We start from the raw sequence: 23,388 nt of genomic DNA on the forward strand, positions 1-23,388 counted from the left end.
AGCCGCATGGTTTCTGCCCGTGGCTCGGGGCCGGCGGGCCGCGGTGCGACGAGGCGGGGAGACGAGGAGGCGGGCGCCTACGCTTCCGTACGCCCGCGGCGCAGCATCGCGAAGCCCAGCCCGGCGGCGCCGATCGCCGCGATCCCGCCGCCCGCGGCGAGCAGCAGCACGCCGTCACCCGGACCGTCGGCCAGGGTGTTCAGCCCCAGCGCCCCGACGGTCCCCGCACCCGAGCGCGGAGCCGCGACGGCGGGCACGACCTGACCGTCACGGCCGTCACGACTCGCGGTCTTGTGCCCGGCGGCGCTCCCGGTGCCGGGGACGCCGCCGCGGAAGTCCTCCGTACCGCTACCGCTACCGCTACCGCTACCACTCCCGCCCCCGGCCCAGGAACTGAGCCGGCCGTCGGACCGCAGCGCGAGGTGCATCTCCCCGGCGTCGCCGAAGCCCGTGCCGCCGTCACGGCTGGTCAGGGTGGCGGCCGTGGAGCCGTCGGGGTTCAGGACCTCGGCCTGATAGGCGCCCTTGGCCACGCGGTACACCTTCGCGGTGGAGACGCCGTCCGCGAGGGACAGGGTCTGGACCAGGGTCCGCGGGGCGGTCGCGCCCTGCGCGGAGGAAGCCGACGGCACCCCGTCGGCGAACGCGGCCGCCACGGGGAGCGCCAGCAGGGTGCCGGCGCCCACGGCCACGGCGGCGGCGCGTACGAGCGTGCGGCGGCTGCGGCTCACGGTGTTCACGGGACGTCCTTCGGTGCAGGTCGGGACCTGGGCTGTCCAGGTGGGATAAACGTATGCACCGGCCGTTGCGGTAACCCGTTGCTTCTGTAACAGCCACGCCTCAGGGACCCGGCGGAGTCGTTACACGCCATGCGGGCCACGTGGACCCCACCGGGGGATTGCCGCGGGGCGCCCGGGCTGCTCCCATGGACGGCGGGGGTGAGGACGATGGCTTCGAGGGGACTGAAGGTACTGCCGAGCGGCCGGCCCGGCCGCGGCCGGCTGTACGTGAACCTGCCCGACGGCCGGGCAGTGGCCTGGTACGACCGGCGGGCCAACCGGATCAGCGTGCTGGCGGACGAGCGCCGCGAGGAGATCCTGACGGCGTTACGCCCCTACCTCACCGGAACCGTCGCCATCGGCCCGCCACCCGTCCCCACGGCCGGGGACCTGCTCCGCCTGTCCCTTCCGCCCGACGAGGACCTGGCCCCGAACCGCCCGGGGGAGGCGCAGCTCGGCGCCCTCACGTACGGCACCGCGGGCACCCGCGCCCGGCACCGGCTCCGCCAGGAGCTCACGGTGAGGCAGCGGATGGGCGACGTACTGGACGCCTTGGCGGAGTCGGAGGACTGGCAGGTCCTGCACTCGATCCACGCCATCGCGGATCACCTGCTCATCGGCCCGCCGGGCGTCTTCTGCATCCGCACGGTCCAGGGCCGCCGCCAGCGCGCGGTGATCGGCAACCTCCTCCTCACGGTGGGCCGCGCCGACCCCACCCCGGACCCCCGCGAAGCCCGCCGCGCGGCGGCGCACGCGACCCGCGCCCTCTCCACCCCGGTGACCCCGGTCCTGGCGGTGGTCGACGCGACCCGCCTGGAGGTCACCCCCACCCTCCGAGACGTCCGCGTCCTCACCCCGACCACCACGTCCACCTTCCTGACGAACCACCCCACCACCCTCAAACCCCGAGACGTAGAAGCCCTCTTCACCACAGCCAGAGACCGCCGAACCTGGCACTAGCGAGCCCTCCCACCCGGGCATTCCAGCCGTCCGGCGTTCGAGGACCGGGGTCCGGGGCGGAGCCCCAGGGGCTCCGGGCACGGCCCGGTACCCACTCCAGCCGTCCGGCGCTTGAGGACCTGCTCCGGGCGCGGCCCGGTACCCGTTCCAGCCTGTCCGGCACTTGAGGATCCGCTCCGGGCGCAGCCCGGTACCCCTCCCAGCCGTCCGGCGCTTGAGGACCCGCTCCGGGCGCGGCCCGCTACCCCTCCCAGCCCGTCCGGCGTTTGAGGGCCGGGGTTCGGGCAGAGCCCGGTGGCATTCCCAGCCTCGCCGGCGTTTGAGGCGCGGGTCCGGGCGGAGCCCGGCTGGGGGTCCCCCCGGACGGAGTCTGGGGAACGGTGGAAGGGCGGGTAGGGGACTTCGCCCCGCAGGGCCCACGGCCCTCAAGCGGAGCTCCGCTTGCGCGGCGTCACCGCCTTCTTCGCGGCAGCACGCGCCGCCGGCTTCGCCTCCGCGGCCTTGGCCGAAGCCGTCTTCTTCGCGGCCGCCGTAACGGCCTTCTTCTTCGCACCGGCGGCAGCCGTCGACTTCTTCGCAGCACCAGCCCCAGCCCCAGCACCGGCCCCCGCACCCGCCCCCGACGCAGTCGACTTCTTCCCGCCCACCGCCTTCGGCGCAGCCGCCCCCGCCGCCCTCTTCCGCCGAATGGGCGTAACCTCCGCCCCCGCCCCCGCCCCCGCCCCCACCCCCTCCGGCGCAGCCGGACCCGCCCCCGCCCGAGAAGCCTTCGCCGCCCGCACACTGTTCTCCAACGCCGCCATCAGGTCGATGACCTGCCCACCCGCACCCTCCGCCGGAGGCCCCGGCGCCACGACCGTCTCCCCACCCGCCTTCGCCGCGACCATCGCCTCGACCGCCTCCCGGTAGTCGTCGCGCAGCGAGTCCATCTCCACCTCCCCCAACGTCGCCATCAGCGCATCCGCGAGGTCCAGCTCGGCCTCCCGCACCGACACCTCACCCTCGGGCGCCACCCCCTCCGGAACCCGGATCTCGTCCGGCCACAGCAGCCCGTGCATCGCGATCACGTCGTCGACGACCCGCAGCATGCCCAGCCGCTCCCGCCCCCGCAGCGCGTACTTCGCGATGGCGACCTTCCGGCTCCGCTTCAGCGCCTCCCGCAGCAGCGTGTACGGCTTGGCCGCCGTAGCTCCGCTCGCCGCCAGGTAATACGCCGCGTCCATCTGCAACGGATCGATCTGATCAGCCGGCACAAACGAAACGATCTCAATGGTCTTGGCCGTGGCGATCGGCAGCTGCGCCAGATCCTCATCCGTGATCGGAATGATCGACCCGTCCGCCTCCTCGTACCCCTTGCCGATCTCGGCGGTCGACACCTCCTCCCCGTCCAGCTCGCAGACCTTGCGGTAGCGGACGCGCCCGCCATCGCTGACATGGATCTGGCGGAAGGAGATCGAGTGGCTCTCGGTGGCGTTCACGAGCTTGATCGGAATGCTGACCAAGCCGAAGGAGATCGCCCCGTTCCATATGGATCGCACGGTTCCTCCTGTTTCGTGGCAGTCTCATCGTATGACGCCGATCACCCTGGTGGAGGGCCGTCGCATTTCGCTCAGCAACCTCGACAAGGTCCTCTACCCGGAGACCGGCTTCACCAAGGGCGAGGTCCTCCACTACTACGCCACGGTCGCGGGCCCCCTGCTCGCCCACATCCACGACCGCCCGGTGTCCTTCCTGCGCTATCCCGACGGCCCGGACGGACAGCTCTTCTTCACGAAGAACCCGCCGCCCGGTACCCCCGCCTGGGTGAAGACCACACCCGTGCCCCGCTCGGAGGACCTCCGCGCCGAACAGGTGGTCGTCGCCGACCTGCCCACCCTCATGTGGGCCGCCAACCTCGTCGTCGAGTTCCACACCCCCCAGTGGCCGGCCGGCGCCCCCGCCCTCGCCGACCGGCTGATCCTGGACCTCGACCCGGGTCCCCCCGCCACCGTCGTCGAATGCTCCGCCGCCGCCCTCTGGCTCCGGGACCGCCTCACGGCCGACGGCCTCCACGCCTACGCCAAAACCTCCGGCTCCAAGGGCCTCCATCTGGCGGTACCCCTCGAACCGACCCCCTCCGAGCACGTGTCGGCGTACGCGAAGGCCCTCGCCCAGGAGGCCGAGCGCGAGCTCCCCGACCTCGTCGTGCACCGGATGACCAAGGCGCTGCGCCCCGGGAAGGTCTTCGTCGACCACAGCCAGAACGCCGCCGCCAAGACCACGGCGGCCCCCTACACCCTGCGCGCCCGCACCCTGCCCACCGTCTCCACCCCCCTCTCCTGGGCCGAGGCCGAGGCCTGCCGGACCCCCTCCGACCTGGTCTTCCTCGCCGACGACATCGCGCCTCGACTGGCCCGCGACGGAGACCTCTTCGCGCCCCTCCTCGACCCTTCCCTGGCCGGACGGCTCCCGTGATCACCGTCGCGCTCGCCGCCGCCGTCCGCTCCCTGCCGCGCGCGCCGGGTCTCGCGTACGAGCCCAAGTTCGACGGCCATCGCCTCGTCGTCATCCGCACCGTCGACGGGGTGACCCTCCAGGCCCGCTCCGGCCGCATCGTCACCGCGGCCTTCCCCGACCTCGCGGCGGCCGCGCACCACCTGCCGGCCGGGACGGTGCTCGACGGGGAGGTGGTCGTCTGGCACGCGGGCCACACCGACTTCGCGCTCGTACAGCGCCGGGCGGCCGCCGCCTCGGCCGCGCGAGCCGCCGTGCTGGCCCAGACGCTGCCGGCCTCGTACGCGGCCTTCGACGTACTGGAACTCGCCGGGCTGGACCTGCGCTCCCGGCCCTACGAACGCCGGCGCACCCTCCTCGTGGACCTCCTCCTGCCCCTGGGCCCACCGCTCCAGCCGGTCCCCATGACCACGGACCCGGAGCTGGCGGAGACCTGGTACGAGACCCTGCCCGCCAGCGGCATCGAGGGCCTGGTCGTCAAACGGATGGACCAGCCCTACCCCGCCGGCCGGCGCGGCTGGCAAAAGCTCCGCCACACCAACGTCCGCGACGCGGCGGTGGTCGGCTACACGGGCACCGCCCGCCGCCCGCTCGCGCTCGTCCTGGTCCTGCCGGTCGGAGACGAGACCCCGCTGGTGTCGAGCCCCCTGACCGCGGCGCTACGCACCGAGGTGGCGGCGGCGCTGGCCGGGCGCACCCCGCGCACATCTCAGGGCGCCACCATCACGGCCATCGGCCTCGGCGAGGTCCCCTTCCACCCCCTGGACCCGCCCCTGACGGCCGAGGTCCGCCACACCTCGACCCGCCACCCGCCACCGGAGGTGCTGCGCCTGCGCACAGACCTGTGACCCGCGCGGGAGGCGCGGGTCACCGGCCTGTCGGCCTGTCGTCTTGTCGGCGGGTGGTTGCGGGGTCAGTCGTGCGCACCCCGCCCCGAGTTCGGTGGAGCGCCGGGCTGCGGGTGCGGGCCCGGCCCTTCGACGTGCTTGTATCCGGACTCCCGGTCGGCCCTGACCTCCTCCGGATGGATCGAGGTGGTGGAGCCGAAGTTCCCGTAGCCCTGCATCTCGTGCGGGCGCAGGCCACCCTCGGGGATCTCCACGGGGTCACGCTCCTCGCGGACCTCGTAGACCGCGCCGCCGTTGGGCAGGTGGGGCTGGCTCTCGGGTGTGGGCGGCGGGGGCTCCTTGGCCCGGACCCGCTGGCCCAGCTTGAAGCCGCCGAGGAGAACGCCGACCACGACGAACCCGACGACCAGGAACCAGGCGATGTCGGTCAGGGTTCCGTCCACCGCCATGTAGGTCAGGCTTGTGTCCATACCTCCTATTTTCCCGCATTCCGCACATTCCACCCGTTTGGGAACGGATCGGCCCAAGAGTCCCCGCTATCCCTTAAGGGGCCCATCCGCGTCCCGCACCCCACGCACCTCGCGACCCCCGAGGACCGCCAGGATCTCCGCACAGATGGCCAGCGCCGTCTCCGCCGGGGTCTGCCCACCCAGGTCCAGGCCGATCGGCCCGTGCACCGTCCGCAGCCGCTCCTCGCTCACCCCGGCCGCGAGCAGCCCCTCGCGGCGCCGCGCGGTGGTCTTGCGGGAGCCGAGCGCGCCGACGTACGGAATCCCGAGCGCGAGCGCGGTCCGCAGCGTCGGCACGTCGAAGTCCGGATCATGGCTCAGCATCGCCAGACAGGCAGCGTCCCGCCGCGCTCCGAGCAGCTTCTCGGCCTCAATGACGTCGGTGACGACACTCACCTCCCACCCGAGCAGCCGGGCCTGGGCCTCGATGACCTCGGCCAGCTCCCCGCCCCCGCCGATCACGACATACGGAGCCGACGGGTACGCCTCCACGAGCACCAGCCCGGACCCCGCGTACAACGCGTCCCGCCCCGGCCGCCGGGTCCTCAGCAGCTCCCCGGCCCGCCGCTCGGCGTCACCGGACGGCTGATCGGCCCCCCGCACCACGACGCTGACGGCCTGATCCGCCCGCTCGTTCAGCTGGGTCACGAGCGCGACCCCGACCCCCTGCCCGAGCAGCTCCCACCACTCACCGGGAATCGAGCTCAGCGGCTGCAACAGCACCTCGGCCTGCCCGCCACACGTCAGCTTGGCCTCAACAGCCTCCCCGGCCCCCACGGAAACCTCACACACCCGCGCGGTCTCCCCGCCCCCCATGGCGGCGGCCTCCGCCACCAACTCGGCATCGAACACCCCCCGGTACAGGGCCCCGACGCACTCCCCGCGCGCATCCACGAGCACGGCCCCGGCCGGATCCCGGGGCCCGAACCCCTGCTCGGTCACGGGCCGCGCCAAAAACCCGACCCGCCCCTCGGCCACCCACTGCCGCGCCGTCTCCACCAAGTCACGCATTTCGCGCCGCCCCATCCTCACCGTCAGAGCACGCCACACTCAGCAACGCCAAGTGGCCTCCCTTCCAACCTACGCACGCCCACCCCCGCCCCCCACCCCCCAAAACCCACAGACCCACCCCCACACCCTTCGTACGGACCACCGGAACGGGCGGCCCCGAGCCCGGCCTCGGACGGCCGCTGAACCCGGTCGACGTAAAAGAAGGCGGACCACGGGTGGCTGCCGTGCCGCGCCTCTAGGCTGCCGGGATGACCACCGCCACGCCGCTTCTCCTTGATGTGGACGCCTTCCTTGCCCGAGCCGAAGAGCGGGGCGCCCCGCTGGACGCGCGGGCGGCGGAGGCCGTCCTCGGCCTGCTGGTCCTGGGCGGGGCCCGCCGCCGGACCGGCCTGCCCGAGCCCACCGAGGAGCTCGCCGAGGAACTGCTCCACCTCCTGCTCCCGCTCTACGTCAGCGCCGCCGCGGAAGAACTTCCGGGCTTCGTGGCCGCACTGGTCTCGCTGGCCGACCACACGCACGAGGCCGGCCGCCTCAATGCCAAGCGGCACGCGAAGCTCGTGGCCCGGGTGCACGAGCTGGCAGAGGGCTTCGGGCAGGCGATGACGAGCCACGGCCGCCTCACCTGGCCGCGGCTCTACGGGAACCTGGTGCGCGCCGCGGGAGTTGACGCCAACGACCCCCGGGCGGTGCGCGACTGGCTGGAGACGTTCGCAGCGCTCCCCTACGCCGAGCGGAACGCCGCGCTGGGCTTCGTAGCCTCCTCGTCCCCGAACGGACCGCTCTCCGAGGCGGCTTATGCGCAGGCGCTGTGCGCGGAACGCTCAAGCCAGGCCCGTCCGCTGCTCACCGCACGGCTGAATGCCGTGACGACCGCCGGGGTCCCGGACGACGCGCGGGAGGACTGGTACGACGATCAGGCGGGCGTGCTCGCGGACCGCTGGACGGCAGCCGGGCTCGACACCCTGCTGCGCGGCCGCTTCGCGCACCTGGCGCCGGGCGGCGGCGATGCTCCCGGCCGCCCCCTCCTCGCCCTCGTCGAGGCGATGGCTGTCCAGCACCTGGAGATGTACGGCGAGGCCCTCGCGCCGATGCCCCCGGCCCCACTGCCGGCCTCCCCCCAGGAGCAGGCCGCGCTGCTGCGTGCCGCCCCCTTGCCCCAGCTCCTGGCGCGAGCCGCCGCCGACCCGCAGGGTGCGGACGACCGAACGCGCGAACTGGCGCTGGCGAGCGGGTTCCTGGTGCGCCGGGAGCCGGGCGGTACGCCGAGCGCGGGGCCATCGGCCGAAGCGTGGCGCGACGGCGGCCCCGCCGAGCTGACCGGACTGGCCTTGAACCTATTCGGCGCCCTGCTGGCACAGCTGGCCGCGGAGGACGAGACCGCCGAACAGTTCGACGGCGAGCACGTGCTGACCCTCTACTTCCTGTCCGAGCGGGCGGGGGCGGCGCAGTCCGTGGCCCGACTGGCCGCCCTGAACGACATGTGGTTCATCCCGCCGGATCACGAGAGCGGCCCCGACCCGTCCGTCCCGGCCACCGGAGCCTACGAACTGCCCGACCCTCAGGGCCTGTCCGCCGTCCTCGGGCTTCCGGCACTCACCGAGTCCGACCGTACGGACCTGATCCCGGGCGCAGCCCGCCTCGCGCGCTTGATGGACGGCCTGGCCGCCCTGGGCGTCACCGAGCGCACCGGCGATGCCCTCACCCTCACGCCCCTCGGCACCTCCTTGCTGCGCGATGCCCTCCTCCTGGGCATCGGAGGCGAAGCCGCCGATGTCTTCCCCACTCGGGAGCAGGTGCGTGCCTGGGACGCGGAACGGCTCGTCGCGGGAGCCCAGTGGTGGCCGCAGTGGGCCGCCCGGCAGACCGTCGCCGACTGGCTGACCGCACACGGCACCCACGGATGGACCCCCTTCTTCGAGGCGCTCTCCGCCGACCGCCCCGAGGAGGAGCCCGCCAGGCGACGAGCCCTGCTCGCCACTCTGGACGCGACGTCCGTGCCCGACGAGGCCCTGTACGGACTGCTGCCCGACCCGGTCCTGGGCGGCTGGGCCGAGAACACCCTGCATACACGCGGCCAGGCGGCGCCCGACACCTCCACCGTGCCGCTGTCGGCCCGCGCGGTACACCTGGTCGACGAGCTCGAAGCCGTACGGCGCACTGCATCCCTCAACCACCGCTTGACGGCGGCCCCGGATCAGGAGGAACCCGATCTCTTCTCCGCGCTCCACGCCGCCTTCGACAAGGCGGCATCAACCTGGCCCGGCGGCCCCCCGGCCCTCCTCACCGCCCTCATCGGAGCGGACCCGTACACGGCTGCCTTCCTGGCGCACCAGCTCTCGCACCACCCCGACCGCACCACGGCCGACCAGGCCCGCCGAGCCTGGCGCGCCTCCCACACCAGCGGCACGAAGAAGCCCGCGAAGCGCGCCGGCGGCAAACGCAAGCGCCGCTGACCGGTCAGCGCACCTGAGTGACGAACGCCTGCCAGGCACCGGGCCCGAACCCGATCACGGGCCCGGCGGGCCGCTTGCTGTCGCGGACAGGGACGATGCCGGGGACGTTGTCGGCGACCTCGACACAGTCGCCTTGACCCCCGCTGTAGCTGCTTGTGTGCCATATCGCGGTCTCGTGGACCCCGGTCGTCGAGCGAACCTCGTTACTCATGCTCTGTGCTCCTTGGCAACACGCTGGATCAGCGCGAGTGACTCCGTTGGCGGCAATGCTGCCATGCGGGCGTCATCGAAGAGCCCTCGGTAGCAGGCGACTTCCTGCTCCCGCTCCATCCAGATGTTGCCAGTGGGGGCCTCCGTGAGTACGAGGTCGAGCGAGGCCAACTGCGGGAAACTGAGCAGCACGTAGGGCCCGTACATGCCCGAGTGGGCGCCGCGTGTGAACGGCAGCACCTGGACCGTGATGTTGGGACGCTCGGCCATGGCCAGCAGGTGCTTCAACTGTGCGTGCATGATGTCCGGCCCGCCGACCTGTTGGCGTAGCACTCCTTCAGCAAGTACTGCCCAGAACTCCATGGGTTCCGCACCCGCCAGCCGTTCCTGCCTGGCAAGTCGTACCTGGACGAACCGGTCGATCTCCTCAGCCGTCTGCCAGGCGCGCGATGCCACTGTCACTGCCCGCCCGTACTCCGGAGTCTGGAGGAGTCCGGGCACCATCTGTACCTGGTAGGTACGGATGCTGTCGCAGATCGACTCCATCTCGATCTGGTCGCGGTACGCATCACTGAGAACGGAGGCGTACTCGTGCCACCACCCTTCACGGCGTCGACGATTGGCCCTCTGGGCCAGAGCACCCAGCCGTTCCTGGGTTCCGGGATCGGTCACGCTGTAGGCGTCCATGAGCGCAACGAGGTCAGGTGTCCGGACCGGCACGTGGCCGTTCTCGATCCGGCTGATCTTTCCGCCAGTGCAGTCAAGAGCCTTCGCCGCAGCGGCGGTGGTGAGACCCGCTGCCTCGCGCAGGCGCCGGAGGTCGTCGCCGAGTTGGCGACCCAGGACGGTGGAGGGCATCACATTTGGCATAGGTAACTGCCTATCAGAGCAGGGCGCTTGCGGACATGTGAATCCCCGTATGGGTGAATTAAGAGCCAGCTATCCATTCAACGTTGCGCGGCTACCTGTTCTGCGGGCACCCTCCTGGTGTCGGTACCTGAGCCCCCGCTCTATCCGGGGGTTCCGACCCTCTGGGAGCTGCCATGGCTGCACTGATCGACGTCTCGTTCCGCCTCTCACGCCGACCCCGCAGCGCGCCAAGGGCCCGCGCGGCACTGCACGCCGTACTCGGGGACTGGGGAGCAGGGGGCGACCTCCTCCACACCGCCGAACTCGTCCTCTCCGAGCTGGTCACCAACGCCCTGCGCGTACCGGTGCCCAGCGACCGCCAGGTCGGCGTACGGATCGCGCACTCCTCGACGGACGCCCTGCTCCGCCTGGAGGTGAGCGACGCCGGCTCCGGCCGGCCCGAGGTGCGACGAGCCGACGCGGACGAGACCGAGGGGCGCGGCCTCTGGATCGTGGAGGCACTGAGCCTCCGATGGGGCGTGAGCCCCCGCATGGGCGGCATCGGCAAGACCGTGTGGTCCGAGCTCAAGGCCCCCGCCCTCACGCCCGCCCCCGCGACGCGGGAGATCGCGGCCATCGCCGTCCAGGCGGGGCAGTCCGTACGGGCATGGGGCACCTGGCACACGGTCCACGGCGTACGCGCGGAACGGCAGGCGACCGGCGGCCTCGCGGTCGTACTCGTACTGGAAGAAGGCCCGCCGCTACGGGTACCGGCCGGAGAACCGCTGGCGGTACGGGCCCGGCCGTGACCGACTCTCCCCGTTACCCCATCCCCGTCCGACGCGGGCACCTGCGTGAAGCCGCCGAGCGGATCGAGCAGGCCACCGGCATGCGCGTGGAAATCATCGGGGGAACCCTCGTGATGGCCCCGAGCCCCAGCGGCAAACACGCCGGGATCGTGATCGACCTGCGGGACGCCATCCGTCCGGGCCTCGCCGCCGCGCACGAGGCGTACGAGAACGTGTCGGTCCCCATGCCCGGAGACCCCGACGACTACGCGACCCCAGGCCTGACCATCGGGCCGCGCGCGTTCAAAGAGGAGGACGCCTGGCTGCTGGACGCCGACGCTGTCGTGCTCGCCGTAGAAGTGATCTCGCCGAGCGAGCGCCTGAAGGGGATCAACGAGAAGACCGCGTGGTACGCGGCCGCCCGGGTCTCGCACCTCCTCCAGATCGACCCGCGCACCGGAACCTGGTCGCTGTTCACCCGCCCCGGGGAGGGCGAGTACAACGGCGTGGTCCACGGCAAGTACGGGGAGTCCGTACCGCTCCCCGACGAACTCGGCGGCGACCTGCCCACCTCCGGCCTCCCGGTGTACGGGGTCCGGCCCTCGCAGTGACCAAGTCCGTCACGGGCGCCGGTTACGCCCCCAGCCCCCGGATCCGGCGGCCGGCCTCCGTCGCCGGGTAGAGGATCGCGTCGGCGACCCGGCCACCCGAGTCCTTGACGCCCCCGCTGAAGTTGAGCCGTCCGGTGGTGCCGGTCTTGGCGGCGACTCCGTCCCAGTACACGGGCTCGCGCTCCCACCGGATGTCGGCGAGCAGCCGGTGCAGTTCGTCGGCGGTCATGGCGTGCATGGGATCGGCCCACGGCGTGGTGTGGTGCGCGGCGACGCCGATCCCCGCGATGACGGCGGGCGCCGTGATCGCGCCGCGGGCGGTGAAGTGGGGGAGGCGCTCGGTGATCAGACCGGCCAGCAGCGGGATGAGGGCCCGCTCGACGAGTTCCGCGTCGGTACCGGAGGGGAGGTCCGCCTCCTGCACCGTGTCCGAGGAGCGGCCCAGGCCGGGGCGGCCGTAGAGCGCGGCGACGACGAGGGCGCGCAGCGCCGAGAGGGTGACGACCTCCGTTGCCGTCTTGCTCACCTGGCGCTTGTTCGCGTCGACCAGCTTGCTGAACGGTTCGACCCGGCCGTCGACCTCGACCCTGACCACCTCGGTGAGGCGGTGGGTGAGGCGGGTGGCCAGGTCGCGCTGGTCCATGGACATGGACAGGTTCTTGGAGACGTCGACGCCGAGGACGTTGCGGTCGTGGAAGATCTGCCGGGCGTCGGTGGCGGAGAGCCCGACGTACATCTCGAAGGGGATGCGGAGCGGCGCCAGCTGGGGGTAGGTCAGCCCGTAGCTGTCGGGGTCGTCGTAGAGGTCGTGCCAGGCGGTCAGCTGGGTCTCGCCGTCCACGGCGACGACGGTCGCGCCCGGCGCGATGGTGATGGTGCGCAGCCCGGTGCCCGGTACGAGTTCGTCGCTGATGGCGGCCAGCGCGTCGGCGTGCCAGAAGGTGATCGGCGGGGTCGACCAAGCGTCGCCCCAGGTCCCGGAGAGCCCCGCGGCGATGTACTCCGCGTACGAGCCCGCGTTCTTGCCCTTGGCCGTCGCCTTCAGCGTGCGCTGCACCTGGGCGCGGATCTCCGCGTGCTGGCGGATCTTGCCGGAAGCCGCCTTGAGTGACTTCGCATCTTCTTCGCGGCGCGGCGACGGGACGATCTGGAGCAGTGCGGGGAGGGAGATGGTTCCGACGACGGCGTCCTCGCGGAACGGCATGACGGTGACCTGGGTGCCTTCGACAACGGCGGTCGGGAGGGAGAGGCGCAACGGGACTCCAGGGCATGAGTGGTGGGCAGCGCATTCAGCAGCAAGCGTTGAAAACGTAGCGGCTGGTTGAAAGCACTGTCAAACGACTTGACGGGTTTGACGATCGTTGTAGGGTGTGAGCTGTTCGCATCCAAGAGGTTCAGGAACCCGCCATGCCCCCACAGCCAGCAGGCCCCTCTTCGCCTCCGCTACAGGTGACGGCCGCCGAGATCTCCCGTATCGCCGGGGTCACGCGGGCCACGGTCAGCAACTGGCGCCGCCGCCACGAGGACTTCCCCGCCCCCGCCGGCGGTACCGAGACCAGCCCCCTCTACGACCTCCAGTCCGTACAGGAGTGGCTGGGCACACGCGGGCACACCTCCGCCGCCGCGCCTGACGAGGAGCTGCGGACCGCCCTGCGCCTGCAAGGGCCGCGCTCGGGGATCGCGGCCCGCCTGCTCCCGCTGGTGCTGGCCGCTTCGCAGCACACCGCCGAGGAACTCGAAGACCTTGCGGCCGCCACCGACGAGGAACTCACCGCCGCCGCCGATCGAGCTGCCGGCCGTCTGCCGGCCGTCGTGCCCGCGGCTGCCGACGTCCACTACGGCCCCGGGGATGCGGCGGCGGTCCGCGCCCTCCTGGCGTGCGTCCGCGAGCAGGGCCCGCAGGCCGCACTCGACGTGCTCGCCGAACGGGAACTGGACGAGGGGCCCGCCGCCGGCACGTACCGCACCCCGTACGGACTGGCCGAGCTCATGGCGAGCCTGCTCCCGGCCGGTGTCGGCAGCGTGCTCGACCCCGCCTGCGGCAGCGGCACCTTCCTCGTCGCCGCCGCCGGGAAGGGCGCACGCGAACTGTTCGGCCAGGACACCCTGCCCGTCCAGGCGCAGCGCACCGCCGTACGCCTGCTCCTGGCGGGCGGCCTCCCCGAGAACGCGGTGGCCATCCGGGCGGGAGACAGCCTGCGCGCGGACGCCTTCCCCGGACTGTCCGTGGACGCGGTCCTCACCAACCCGCCGTTCGGCGACCGCGAATGGGGCCACGAGGAACTGGCCTATGACCCGAGATGGGCCTACGGAGTCCCCACCCGCTTCGAGTCCGAGCTGGCCTGGGTCCAGCACTGCCTGGCGCACCTGCGCCCCGGCGGCTACGCGGTCATGCTGCTTCCCCCGGCCCTCGCCTTCCGCGCCTCCGGCCGCCGGATCCGCGCGGAACTCGTCCGCAGCGGCGCGATCCGGGCGATCATGGCCCTACCGGCGGGCGTCGCCCAGCCCCTGCACATCGGGCTCCAGATCTGGGTCCTCCAGCGTCCCGAGCCGGGCGGTACGGAGCGCGCGGCCGTCCTGTTCGTCAACGGTGAGCCGCCGAGTGAGGGCGAGGCGTCGCAGGCGCGCGGTACGCGGGGCGGCTCCCGCATCCGGCAGGAGCCCGTCGACTGGGCCGCCCTCACGGCCCGCGTCCTGACGCCCTGGGCGGCGTACTCGACCAATCCGGATGCCTTCACCGACGTCCCGGGCGTGGCCCGCGCCGTGCCGGTCGTGGACCTCCTCGACGATCTGGTGGACCTGAACCCGGCACGGCACGTACGGGCATCGGCGTCGGACGTCGACCCGGCAGCCCTTGCGGGTCGGCTAGCGAAGCTGCAGGCAACACTGTCCGAGCATCTGGCCGCCCTGGCCGACGCCGCCCGGTTCGGGGACTGGCCCCCGGCCGAATCCCCGGCTGCTGCTGCCGCTTGGCGTACGGCGACGGTCTCCGACCTGGCGCGGGGCGGGGCGCTGACCCTGCTGCGGGGGGCGACTCCGGCGCCGCAGTCCCGGGGCACGGCATCGACCTCCCACCGGCCCCAGGGCGGCACGGCCACACGCGTCCTGACGGGCGCTGACATCGCTACCGGCGGCCCCCCGTCCGGTGATCCGGACCGCATCCGTACGGATCCGGCGCAGGTCGTCACCGTGGCCGAGGGAGACGTCGTCCTGCGCGGAGACTTTCCCCGCGGTACCGGGCCGTACACGACGGCCCAAGTAGCCGACGCCACGCAGGCCGGTGCCCTGCTCGGGGCCCATCTCCACATCCTGCGCCCGGACCCGGCCCGCCTGGACCCGTGGTTCCTGGCCGGCTTCCTGGGAGCGGAGGGCAACATCGCCGCGGCTTCGTCGGGCGCGTCGATCATGCATGTCAACCCGGGTCGCCTGCGCGTCCCCCTGCTACCGCTGGAGGAACAGCGCCGGTACGGCTGCGCCTTCCGCCACGTCCACGACCTGCGAGAGAGCGCCCACCGTACCGCCGAACTCGCCACCGAGGCGGCGGCCGCACTCTCCAACGGCCTTACGGTGGGCGCACTTCTGCCGCCTCCCGATGCCAATGTCTGATCAGCTACTTGCTCGACGCATCCTGACCACTCCGACCTGTAAGGAACACGGGCCCCTTGAACAGCAGTAAGCACACGGAACTGGCGAACCACGCCTGGTCCGTCGCCGACCTCCTGCGCGGCGACTACCGGCAGTCCGACTACGGCAAGGTCATCCTGCCGTTGACGGTGCTGCGTCGGCTGGAATGCGTCCTGGAGCCGACCCGCGAGAAGGTCACGGAGACCGTCGCCCGTTTCCAGGGCCAGGACCTCGACACGGACTACTTCCTCCGCAAGGCCTCGGGGCACTCCTTCTACAACAAGAGCGACCTGACCCTGAGGAAGATCGCCGCCGACCCGCAGAACGCGGCGAAGAACCTCCAGATCTACATGGGCGCGTTCTCGGAGAACGCACGCGAGGTCCTCGACAAGTACGAGTTCACGCAGCAGATCAAGCGGCTGGACAGTGCCGACCTGCTCTACAAGGTCATCGGAAAGTTCACCGACCTGGACCTGCACCCCGAGGTCGTGCCCAACCACAACATGGGCTACATCTTCGAGGAGCTGATCCGCCGCTTCGCGGAGCAGTCCAACGAGACGGCGGGTGAGCACTTCACTCCCCGCGAGGTCATCAAGCTGATGGTCAACCTGCTGATCGCGCCCGACGGGGACGCGCTCACCGTTCCGGGTGCGGTCCGTACGGTCATGGACCCGGCGTGCGGCACCGGCGGCATGCTCTCGGCGGCCGAGGAACACATCCGGAACCTCAACCCGGACGCCACGGTCGAGGTCTACGGCCAGGAACTCAACCCGGAGTCCTGGGCAATCTGCCGGTCCGACCTGATGATCAAGGGGCAGGACCCGGAGCACATCGCGTTCGGCAACTCCTTCAGCGACCCCGGCCACGGCCGCGAGAAGTTCGACTACCTCCTGGCCAACCCGCCGTTCGGTGTGGAGTGGAAGAAGGTCAAGGAGGAGGTCGAGTACGAGCACAAGCACCTGGGCGAGGCCGGCCGCTTCGCCGCGGGCCTGCCGCGCATCAACGATGGCTCGCTCCTCTTCCTCCAGCACATGATCTCGATGATGAAGCCGGTGGACGTCAGCGGGGGCGGCGGCTCCCGCATCGCCATCGTCTTCAACGGCTCGCCGCTCTTTACGGGCGCGGCCGGTTCGGGCGAGTCGGAGATCCGCCGCTGGATCCTGGAGAACGACTGGCTGGAGGCCGTCGTCGCCCTGCCCGACCAGCTCTTTTACAACACTGGCATCTCCACGTACTTCTGGATCCTCACAAACCGGAAGGCCCCGGACCACAAGGGCAAGGTCGTCCTGCTGGACGCGCGCGACCAGTGGCAGAAGATGCGCAAGTCGCTGGGCGACAAACGTAAGGAGCTCGGCAAGCAGCACATCGCGGAAGTGACGCGCCTGTACGCGGAAGCGATCCAGGTCGCCAAGGACCCCGAACGCGCCCTCCACACCAAGGTCAAGGTCTTTGACAACGAGGCCTTCGGCTACCAGCGCATCACGGTCGAGCGCCCGCTGAAGCTCCGCTTCGAGGTCACGGAGGAGACCCTGACGGCCCTGGCCACGGCGAAGCCGGTCCAGAAACTGGCCGAGGCTGAGCCCTTCGTGGCCGCCGTCCGCACCCTGCTGGGTTCGACGTGGTCCAAGAAGTCCGACGCGCTGGTCGCGCTGAAGGACGCGGTCGTCGCCGCCGGTCTCCTCTGGCCGACGGGCGCCCCCTTCACCAAGGCGGTCCGGGACACGATCGGCGTCCGCGACCCCGAGGGTGAGGTCCAGAAGATCAAGGGCGAGCCGGAACCGGACGCGGACCTCCGGGACTACGAGAACGTCCCGCTGGGCGAGGACGTCGAGGAGTACCTGAAGCGCGAGGTCCACCCGCACGTCCCGGACGCATGGATCGACCACACGAAGGCGAAGATCGGCTACGAGATCCCGTTCACGCGGCTCTTCTATGTGTACGAGCCGCCGCGCCCGCTGGCGGAGATCGATGCTGAGCTGAGGACTCTGGAGGCGGAGATTCAGGCGCTGCTGGGAGAGGTGACCGAATGAGGTCGACAGTTCCGCTGAAGCGGGTGACCCGCATGGCCTACGGGGATTCACTCGCCGCTGGCACGCGGGTTGATGGCGACTTTCCCGTCGTTGGTTCGGGGGGCATCTCTGGAAGTCACAGTTCGTCAAACTTTCGGGCGCCCGGAATAGTGGTCGGCCGCAAGGGAAGCTACGGATCGGTGCACTGGCTGCCTTCGGGCGGGTTCGCCATCGATACGGCGTATTACATCGATGAGCGACTTACGTCTGCCAACCTCAGGTGGCTGTACTACGTCCTGCAGGCCGTAGACCTCAAGGGCCCCTCACAAGACGTTGGAGTCCCTGGCCTGGCTCGCGAGGCTGCCTATGAGGTGTCAGTACCTGCGCCGCCTTCTCTGGACGAGCAGCGCTGCATCGCCGACTTCCTCGACGCCGAGACAGCCCGAATTGACCAGCTCACCGCGTTGCGTAGTCGACAATCCGAGCTGCTGGGTGACCACTGGCGGAGTGAGGTGTCCGCGGTTCTGCTTGATCTCACGACCCGGTATGGCGATGTCCGCATTCGGCACTTGCTGATGGGCATGGAGCAAGGGTGGTCTCCGCAGTGCGAGGACCGCCTAGTCGAGAATGGCGAGTGGGGTGTAGTAAAGGCCGGTTGTGTCAATTCTGGCAAATTCGATGCTAGTCAACACAAGGCCCTCCCGGCAGGCGTGGAGCCGCGGCGAGAATTTGCCATCAAACAGGGAGACCTGCTCATGTCGCGCGCGAGTGGCTCTACCAAACTGATTGGGAGTGTCGGCATCGTGGGTGAACTGAGGAGTAATCTGCTGCTTTGTGACAAGGTGTATCGCCTTCAGATTAACCGCACGCGTGCGCACGTAGATTTCGTCGCCCACACTCTGCGCAGCCATCAGGTGCGGATGCACCTTGAGAACGGAATCTCCGGGGCTGAAGGGATGGCAAACAGTCTGCCGTCCAGCGTTGTCAAGGACTGTGTCATCCCAGACGTTCCTGTCGGCAAGCAGAGCGCGATCGCATCTGCGCTCGATCGGAGCGCTGAATCAGTCGCGCGCGCCCGGAAGGCGCTAGCTGCCTCTGTGGGACTTCTCGCTGAACGTCGCCAGGCGCTCATCACCGCCGCAGTCACCGGCCAGTTCGACGTATCCACCGCCAGCGGACGCAATGTCACGGACGGAGTCACCACATGAGCCCCATCCACAACGAGTCCGCCTTCGGATCCGCGATAGTCGCCGCCCTCACCGAGCGCGGCTGGCGCGAGGCGCAGCCCGCCGACTACCAGGCCGACGTCGGCCTGGACACCAACGAGCTGTTCACCTTCATCGGTGCGTCCCAGCCCCAGGAGTGGTACGACCTGGTCGGCGTCTACGGCGGCGACCAGGCCGAGGCCATGCGAGGCTTCGGCCGCCGCCTCGACCAGGCCATCGCCAACGACGGCCTGCTCACTGTCCTCCGTAACGGCGTCAAGGACCGCGGCGTACTCCTCCGGGTGGCCTACTTCAAGCCAAACCTCGTCGCCGACGACTCCATCCTCGACGGCTACCGAGCCAACCGCCTCACCGTCGTCCGCGAGCTCCCCTATGCGACGAAGCAGCTCGACTGGAACAACCGCCTCGACCTGACCCTCTTCCTCAACGGGATCCCGGTCGCCACCGCCGAGCTCAAGAACCCCCTCACCGGCCAGGGTGTCGAGCACGCCAAGGAGCAGTACCGCACCGACCGCGACCCCACCGAGCTGATCTTCACCCGCCGCGCCATCGCGAACTTCGCGATAGACCCGGACCTCGTCTTCGTCGCGACCCACCTGAAGGGGAAGAACACCCGCTTCCTCCCCTTCAACACCGGCTCCGAAGGCCCCGGCCGCCCCGGCGGCGCCGGCAACGCCGCCCCCACCGCCTTCGGCACGTACGCGACCTCCTACCTCTGGGAGCAGGTCTGGGCGCGTGACAACTGGCTCGACCTCCTCCAGCGCTTCGTCCACCAGCAGAAGTCGAAGAAGACCGCCGGCGCCACCACGATCTTCCCCCGCTACCACCAGTGGGACGTGGTCAAGAAGCTGACCGCCCACGCCGCCACCCACGGCGCCGGCCAGAACTACCTGGTCATGGCCTCGGCCGGCTCCGGCAAGTCCAACACCATCGGCTGGCTCGCCCACCGCCTCTCCGACCTGCACGCGGACAACGACCCCCGGGTTCTCAACCAGGAGGCACTCACCGCCGGCCTGATCAAGCCCGGCGCACCCGTGTTCGACAAGGTCATCGTCATCACCGACCGCCGGAACCTGGACGCCCAGCTCCGCGAGACGGTCGGCAGCTTCTCCCAGACCGACGGCCTGGTCGTCAAGATCGACGAGAAGCACGGCGCCAAGAGCGAGCAGCTCGCCCGCGCTCTCTCCCGCGACACCGGCAAGATCGTCACGGTCACCCTGCACTCGTTCCCCGCGCTGCTCGACTACATGAAGCGCAAGCCGACCGAGATCACGGGCACCACCTTCGCGATCATCGTCGACGAGGCCCACTCCTCCCAGTCCGGGGAAGCGGCCACCAACGTACGCGAGGCCCTGCGCGACCTCGGCCTCGACTCGGACTCCGAGGACGCCGGCGCGACCACCCTCACGGTCACCGACCACCTCAAGAAGAAGGCCGAGGACCGCTCCCGGGCCGCCAACCTCTCCTACTTCGCCTTCACCGCCACCCCCAAGGCCAAGACCCTCGAACTCTTCGGTACCCCCGACCAGATCGACGGCAAGGCCGCCTACCGCCCCTTCCACACGTACTCCATGCGCCAGGCCATCGAGGAAGGCTTCATCCTCGACCCCCTGCGCAACTACGTCACGTACAACACGTACTGGAAGCTGGTGAACCAGAACCGCGACGAACTGGAGGTCGACCCCTCCAAGGCGAACGGCCTCCTCGCCCGGTACGCGCTCACCCACGACTCGACCGTCTCCCAGCACGCCCAGGTGATCGTCGAGCACTTCGTCACCCACACCCGGGGTCGGCTCGGCGGGCGCGCCAAGTCCATGGTCGTGACCGCCTCCCGGCACTCCGCGGTCCAGATGGCACGCGCCATCAAGAGCTACATCCAGGACCGCGACTACCACACGAAGTACCCGGACCTCGGCGTCCTGGTCGCCTTCTCCGGCTCGCTCACCATCGACGGGGACGAGACCACCGAGCCGAAGGAGAACGGCGGCCTGGCCGAGAGCGCGCTGCCCAAGGCCTTCGGCTACACGCGCACCGACGACAAGGCCGTGAAGGCCGGCGCCAAGGGCCAGCAGGAGTACAAGATCCTGGTGGTCGCCGAGAAGTACCAGACCGGCTTCGACCAGCCCCTGTTGACGACGATGTACGTCAACAAGAAGCTGACCGGCATCTCGGCCGTCCAGACCCTCTCCCGCCTGAACCGCACCGCCGAACGCAAGGCGCAGGCAGACCTCGCCGTCCTGGACTTCGTCAACGAGGCCGAGGACATCAAGGAGGCCTTCCGCCCGTACTTCAAGGAGGCGAACACCCTCCCCTCCGACCCGAACCTGCTCTACACCGCCCAGAGCCGGGTCATGTCCGCGCCGATCATCTCCGAGCAGGAGATGGACGAGTTCGCCGCCGCCTACTTCGCGGCGAAGGAGAAGGCCGCCGGGTCGCAGGCCAAGTGGGAGAAGCTCCACGCCGAGCTGTACCGCCGCCTCTCCCTGGCGGTCACCCGCTACGAGGACCTGCGCGACGACGACGAGGACGAGGACAAGGTCAAGACGGCCGAGGACTTCCGCGCCGACCTCAACGACTACGTACGCAAGTACGGCTTCCTCGCCCAGATCGTGCCCTACCACGACCCCGACCTGGAGCGGCTGCACCTCTACGGGCGGTACCTCCTCACCCGGCTGCGCGGCCGCACCGACGGCGGCGTGGACATCGGCGCGGTGGACCTCAGCCACCTGAGGGTGCAGAAGACCGGCGGGCACGACCTCTCCCTCACCGACGAGGGGTCTGCGACGCTGCCGGGCTTCGGTGAGGGCGAGGGCGGCGCCAAGGAGGCCGAAAAGTCGCTCCTGTCCGAACTGATCGAGAAGTTCAACGCCAAATTCGGCACGGACTTCACCGAGCAGGACGTCATCCGCCCCTTCGAGGAGGCCAAGGCCGACGCGAAGGTACGGGCCGCGGCCGTCGTCAACGACGAGGACAACTTCGGGAAGGTGTTCGACAAGGTCTTCGCCGACAAGATGGCCGACCACATCGACACCATCGCCGGTATCGGCCGCCAGTACTTCGGCGCCGACCGCAACTTCAAGTCCAGCCTGGACCGCAGCGCCCGCCGCGCCGCGTGGCGGATGATCCGCCGCGAGGAAGGTGTGGACGACGCGGCTTAGCGCGCCGCCGCCGCGGGCCCGCGTACACCACACGACGTACGCGGGGCCCGCCACGAGGAGACCGATGGATGCGCGCGGCCCGAGCCGAGCTGCCATGGGCCCTTCTCGGCCATAGCCGCCAAACCCGGCAACCTCACTGGACGGAAGATCGTCACGCGCCGCAGACTAGCCTGACATGTCGGGCCGGCCGGCACCACCTGTGTTCGTACGCCGGCGCTCGGACGCGACGGGGGCGGGCAAGATGCCGCAGCAGATGATCGCCGGAAGATACGAACTCCTGGAGGAGATCAGCCACGGAGGCATGGGCGATGTCTGGCGCGGCTACGACGCCGTGCTGGACCGGCCCATCGCCGTGAAGCTGATCCGGCAGCAGTCCGTCACCTCGCCGCAGCTCGCCGAGGAGTTCGCGAAGCGGTTCCGCCGCGAGGCCCGGATCACCGCCCGGATCCAGCACCCAGGCGTGCCGCAGGTGTACGACGCAGTCCTCGACGACACGCACGAGCGGCTCTTCCTCGTCATGGAACTGGTCGAGGGCGTACAGCTGTCGGCCTACGTCGACCCCGCCCGCCCGCTGCCCGTGAGCTGGGCCGCGGCCGTCGCCGCCCAGGTCGCCACCGTGCTGTCGCACGCCCACGAAGTGCCGGCCATCCACCGGGACCTCAAGCCGAGCAACGTCCTCGTCGCCCGGGACGGGACGGTGAAGGTCCTCGACTTCGGCATCGCGGCGATCCTGCGCACCGACGCGACCAAGCTGACCGCGACCGGCACGCCCATCGGGACCTCCCAGTACATGGCACCCGAGCAGGTCCGCGGCGGCCGTATCACCCCCCAGACGGACCTGTACGCGCTCGGGTGCGTCCTCCACGAGCTGCTCAGCGGCCGCGTCCTGTTCCATGCGGACAGCGAGTTCCTCCTCATGTACCAGCACGTCAGCGCAGCCCCCACCCCGCTGCGCCACCTGCGCCCCGAGGTACCGACCGCGCTGGAGGAACTCGTACTGCACCTGCTCCGCAAGGCCCCGGAAGCGCGGCCCGCCGACATCCAGGAGGTGTACGAGCGGCTGCGGCCCTTCCTGCCCGCGGCCGGGCAGGAACCGGCCCCCGACGAGGCGGGGCCGACCGGGGCACCCGACCCGACCGGGCTGTTCCGCAACCCGTACGCACCGCGTGCCCGCCCCCAGCCCGGACGGAGCGGAACCGGCGCACCCGCCGCGCAGGCCGAGGCCCCCGGGCCCCTACCCGTCCCGGCCGAACTCAGGGCCGAGATCAAGGAGGCGTACGCGCACTCCGACGCCCTCATCGAGGAGGAGCGCTTCGCCCAGGCCGCCGAGGTGCTGAGCGAGGTCATCGAGCCGGCCGCCCGGGCGCTCGGCTCCGAGAGCCGGCAGGTGCTGGAATTGCGCACCCAGCGGGCCGCCATCCGCCTGCTCGGCGGCGACTACCGGTCCGCGCTCCCCGAGTTCGCCGCGCTCGCCGACGCGTACGGCCGGATCAACGGCCCGACCAGCGAACAGGCCCGCGCCTGTCGCGCCCAGGCCGCCCGCTGCCGCGCCGAGCTCGGCCAGGTGACGGAGGCGCTCGCCGCGCTGCAGGGACTGCTGGGTGTCGTACGGTCCGTCGACAGCGACGTCAGCGAGGAAGCCGTCGAACTGCGCCGCGACATCGGCATGCTGCTGCTCGCTCAAGGCCGGGCGGCCGAAGCCCGGGACATCCTCGAACCGCTCCACGTCGACCTCACCCTCGTCTACGGGCCCGAGGACGAGCTGACCGCGGAGATCGCCGGGGCGCTGGCGCTCATCCGCCTGGACCTCGATGGCCACACGCCCTGACCGTCGTCAGCGGCTCGGTCAAGATATGCAAG

18 protein-coding genes are annotated in these 23,388 nt (G+C 70.7%); 11 read left to right on the forward strand and 7 right to left on the reverse strand.

Annotation, left to right across the window (positions count from 1 at the left end; translation table 11 throughout):
* Positions 1–77: 77 nt before the first annotated feature.
* Positions 78–740 (reverse strand): hypothetical protein, encoded by a 663-nt coding sequence (locus MTF69_RS19455; RefSeq protein WP_243336193.1) that lies wholly within the window; start codon positions 738–740, stop codon positions 78–80.
* Positions 741–947: 207 nt separating this feature from the next.
* Between MTF69_RS19455 and MTF69_RS19460 the strand changes: the two genes are divergently transcribed.
* Complete coding sequence (locus MTF69_RS19460) at positions 948–1,739, forward strand: nuclease-related domain-containing protein (RefSeq protein ID WP_243336194.1); 792 nt, start codon at positions 948–950, stop codon at positions 1,737–1,739.
* Between the two features lie 425 nt (positions 1,740–2,164).
* Here MTF69_RS19460 and MTF69_RS19465 read toward each other — a convergent pair whose 3' ends face one another.
* The gene (locus MTF69_RS19465; protein ID WP_243336195.1) at positions 2,165–3,277 is read right to left on the reverse strand and encodes a Ku protein; all 1,113 of its coding nucleotides are present in this window, start codon (positions 3,275–3,277) and stop codon (positions 2,165–2,167) included.
* 31 nt (positions 3,278–3,308) lie between these two features.
* Here MTF69_RS19465 and ligD point away from each other — a divergent pair, with 31 nt between their 5' ends.
* Positions 3,309–4,193, forward strand: a complete 885-nt coding sequence (ligD, locus tag MTF69_RS19470; RefSeq protein ID WP_243336196.1) for a non-homologous end-joining DNA ligase — start codon at positions 3,309–3,311, stop codon at positions 4,191–4,193.
* The gene (locus MTF69_RS19475; RefSeq protein ID WP_243336363.1) at positions 4,193–5,080 is read left to right on the forward strand and encodes an ATP-dependent DNA ligase; all 888 of its coding nucleotides are present in this window, start codon (positions 4,193–4,195) and stop codon (positions 5,078–5,080) included. The genes ligD and MTF69_RS19475 overlap by 1 nt, the downstream gene beginning before the upstream one ends.
* Before the next feature lie 65 nt (positions 5,081–5,145).
* On the opposite strand, the gene MTF69_RS19480 is transcribed toward MTF69_RS19475, so the two are convergent.
* Together MTF69_RS19480 and MTF69_RS19485 are read right to left on the reverse strand one after the other, a co-directional pair.
* A complete protein-coding gene (locus MTF69_RS19480) occupies positions 5,146–5,550 on the reverse strand; it encodes a DUF6479 family protein (RefSeq protein WP_243336197.1) in 405 nt (134 codons plus the stop codon).
* Positions 5,551–5,616: 66 nt separating this feature from the next.
* Complete coding sequence (locus tag MTF69_RS19485; RefSeq protein ID WP_243336198.1) at positions 5,617–6,600, reverse strand: XdhC family protein; 984 nt, start codon at positions 6,598–6,600, stop codon at positions 5,617–5,619.
* Between the two features lie 248 nt (positions 6,601–6,848).
* On the opposite strand from MTF69_RS19485, the gene MTF69_RS19490 reads away from it, so the two are divergent.
* Positions 6,849–9,053 (forward strand): hypothetical protein, encoded by a 2,205-nt coding sequence (locus tag MTF69_RS19490; protein WP_243336199.1) that lies wholly within the window; start codon positions 6,849–6,851, stop codon positions 9,051–9,053.
* A 4-nt stretch (positions 9,054–9,057) separates the two neighbouring features.
* Here the strand turns inward: MTF69_RS19490 and MTF69_RS19495 are convergent, their stop codons facing one another.
* Both MTF69_RS19495 and MTF69_RS19500 read right to left on the reverse strand, forming a co-directional pair.
* Positions 9,058–9,264: a DUF397 domain-containing protein gene (locus MTF69_RS19495; RefSeq protein ID WP_243336200.1), complete on the reverse strand. Its 207-nt coding sequence runs from the start codon at positions 9,262–9,264 to the stop codon at positions 9,058–9,060.
* Positions 9,261–10,133, reverse strand: coding sequence for a helix-turn-helix transcriptional regulator (locus MTF69_RS19500; protein ID WP_243336201.1), 873 nt, complete (start codon positions 10,131–10,133; stop codon positions 9,261–9,263). The genes MTF69_RS19495 and MTF69_RS19500 overlap by 4 nt, the downstream gene beginning before the upstream one ends.
* A gap of 173 nt (positions 10,134–10,306) precedes the next feature.
* On the opposite strand from MTF69_RS19500, the gene MTF69_RS19505 reads away from it, so the two are divergent.
* Positions 10,307–10,921, forward strand: a complete 615-nt coding sequence (locus tag MTF69_RS19505; RefSeq protein ID WP_243336202.1) for an ATP-binding protein — start codon at positions 10,307–10,309, stop codon at positions 10,919–10,921.
* Entirely contained in the window at positions 10,918–11,511 is a 594-nt protein-coding gene (locus tag MTF69_RS19510) for a Uma2 family endonuclease (RefSeq protein ID WP_243336203.1), read from the forward strand. Before MTF69_RS19505 ends, MTF69_RS19510 begins: the two co-directional genes overlap by 4 nt.
* A gap of 22 nt (positions 11,512–11,533) precedes the next feature.
* Here MTF69_RS19510 and MTF69_RS19515 read toward each other — a convergent pair whose 3' ends face one another.
* Positions 11,534–12,766: a DNA sulfur modification protein DndB gene (locus MTF69_RS19515; protein WP_243336204.1), complete on the reverse strand. Its 1,233-nt coding sequence runs from the start codon at positions 12,764–12,766 to the stop codon at positions 11,534–11,536.
* Between the two features lie 152 nt (positions 12,767–12,918).
* Between MTF69_RS19515 and MTF69_RS19520 the strand changes: the two genes are divergently transcribed.
* The 5 genes from MTF69_RS19520 to MTF69_RS19540 all read left to right on the forward strand — a co-directional run bounded on the left by MTF69_RS19520 (position 12,919) and on the right by MTF69_RS19540 (position 23,356).
* On the forward strand, positions 12,919–15,117 hold the full coding sequence (locus MTF69_RS19520) for an N-6 DNA methylase (RefSeq protein ID WP_243336205.1): 2,199 nt from the start codon (positions 12,919–12,921) through the stop codon (positions 15,115–15,117).
* A 56-nt stretch (positions 15,118–15,173) separates the two neighbouring features.
* On the forward strand, positions 15,174–17,165 hold the full coding sequence (locus MTF69_RS19525) for a class I SAM-dependent DNA methyltransferase (protein ID WP_243336206.1): 1,992 nt from the start codon (positions 15,174–15,176) through the stop codon (positions 17,163–17,165).
* Positions 17,166–17,188: 23 nt separating this feature from the next.
* On the forward strand, positions 17,189–18,352 hold the full coding sequence (locus MTF69_RS19530) for a hypothetical protein (protein WP_243336207.1): 1,164 nt from the start codon (positions 17,189–17,191) through the stop codon (positions 18,350–18,352).
* A complete protein-coding gene (locus tag MTF69_RS19535) occupies positions 18,349–21,528 on the forward strand; it encodes a type I restriction endonuclease subunit R (RefSeq protein ID WP_243336208.1) in 3,180 nt (1,059 codons plus the stop codon). The genes MTF69_RS19530 and MTF69_RS19535 overlap by 4 nt, the downstream gene beginning before the upstream one ends.
* 241 nt (positions 21,529–21,769) lie before the next feature.
* Positions 21,770–23,356: a serine/threonine-protein kinase gene (locus MTF69_RS19540; RefSeq protein WP_243336364.1), complete on the forward strand. Its 1,587-nt coding sequence runs from the start codon at positions 21,770–21,772 to the stop codon at positions 23,354–23,356.
* Positions 23,357–23,388: the final 32 nt, after the last annotated feature.

Source organism: Streptomyces sp. AP-93, assembly GCF_022808175.1.
Lineage (GTDB): Bacteria > Actinomycetota > Actinomycetes > Streptomycetales > Streptomycetaceae > Streptomyces.

Bases quoted from the DNA above. Each gene is read 5' to 3' on its own strand.
- MTF69_RS19460 (WP_243336194.1), top strand. From the start codon at position 948: ATGGCTTCGAGGGGACTGAAGGTACTGCCGAGCGGCCGGCCCGGCCGC.
- ligD (WP_243336196.1), top strand. From the start codon at position 3,309: ATGACGCCGATCACCCTGGTGGAGGGCCGTCGCATTTCGCTCAGCAAC.
- MTF69_RS19480 (WP_243336197.1), bottom strand. From the start codon at position 5,550: ATGGACACAAGCCTGACCTACATGGCGGTGGACGGAACCCTGACCGAC.
- MTF69_RS19485 (WP_243336198.1), bottom strand. From the start codon at position 6,600: ATGCGTGACTTGGTGGAGACGGCGCGGCAGTGGGTGGCCGAGGGGCGG.
- MTF69_RS19490 (WP_243336199.1), top strand. From the start codon at position 6,849: ATGACCACCGCCACGCCGCTTCTCCTTGATGTGGACGCCTTCCTTGCC.
- MTF69_RS19495 (WP_243336200.1), bottom strand. From the start codon at position 9,264: ATGAGTAACGAGGTTCGCTCGACGACCGGGGTCCACGAGACCGCGATA.
- MTF69_RS19500 (WP_243336201.1), bottom strand. From the start codon at position 10,133: ATGCCAAATGTGATGCCCTCCACCGTCCTGGGTCGCCAACTCGGCGAC.
- MTF69_RS19505 (WP_243336202.1), top strand. From the start codon at position 10,307: ATGGCTGCACTGATCGACGTCTCGTTCCGCCTCTCACGCCGACCCCGC.
- MTF69_RS19520 (WP_243336205.1), top strand. From the start codon at position 12,919: ATGCCCCCACAGCCAGCAGGCCCCTCTTCGCCTCCGCTACAGGTGACG.
- MTF69_RS19535 (WP_243336208.1), top strand. From the start codon at position 18,349: ATGAGCCCCATCCACAACGAGTCCGCCTTCGGATCCGCGATAGTCGCC.
- MTF69_RS19540 (WP_243336364.1), top strand. From the start codon at position 21,770: ATGCCGCAGCAGATGATCGCCGGAAGATACGAACTCCTGGAGGAGATC.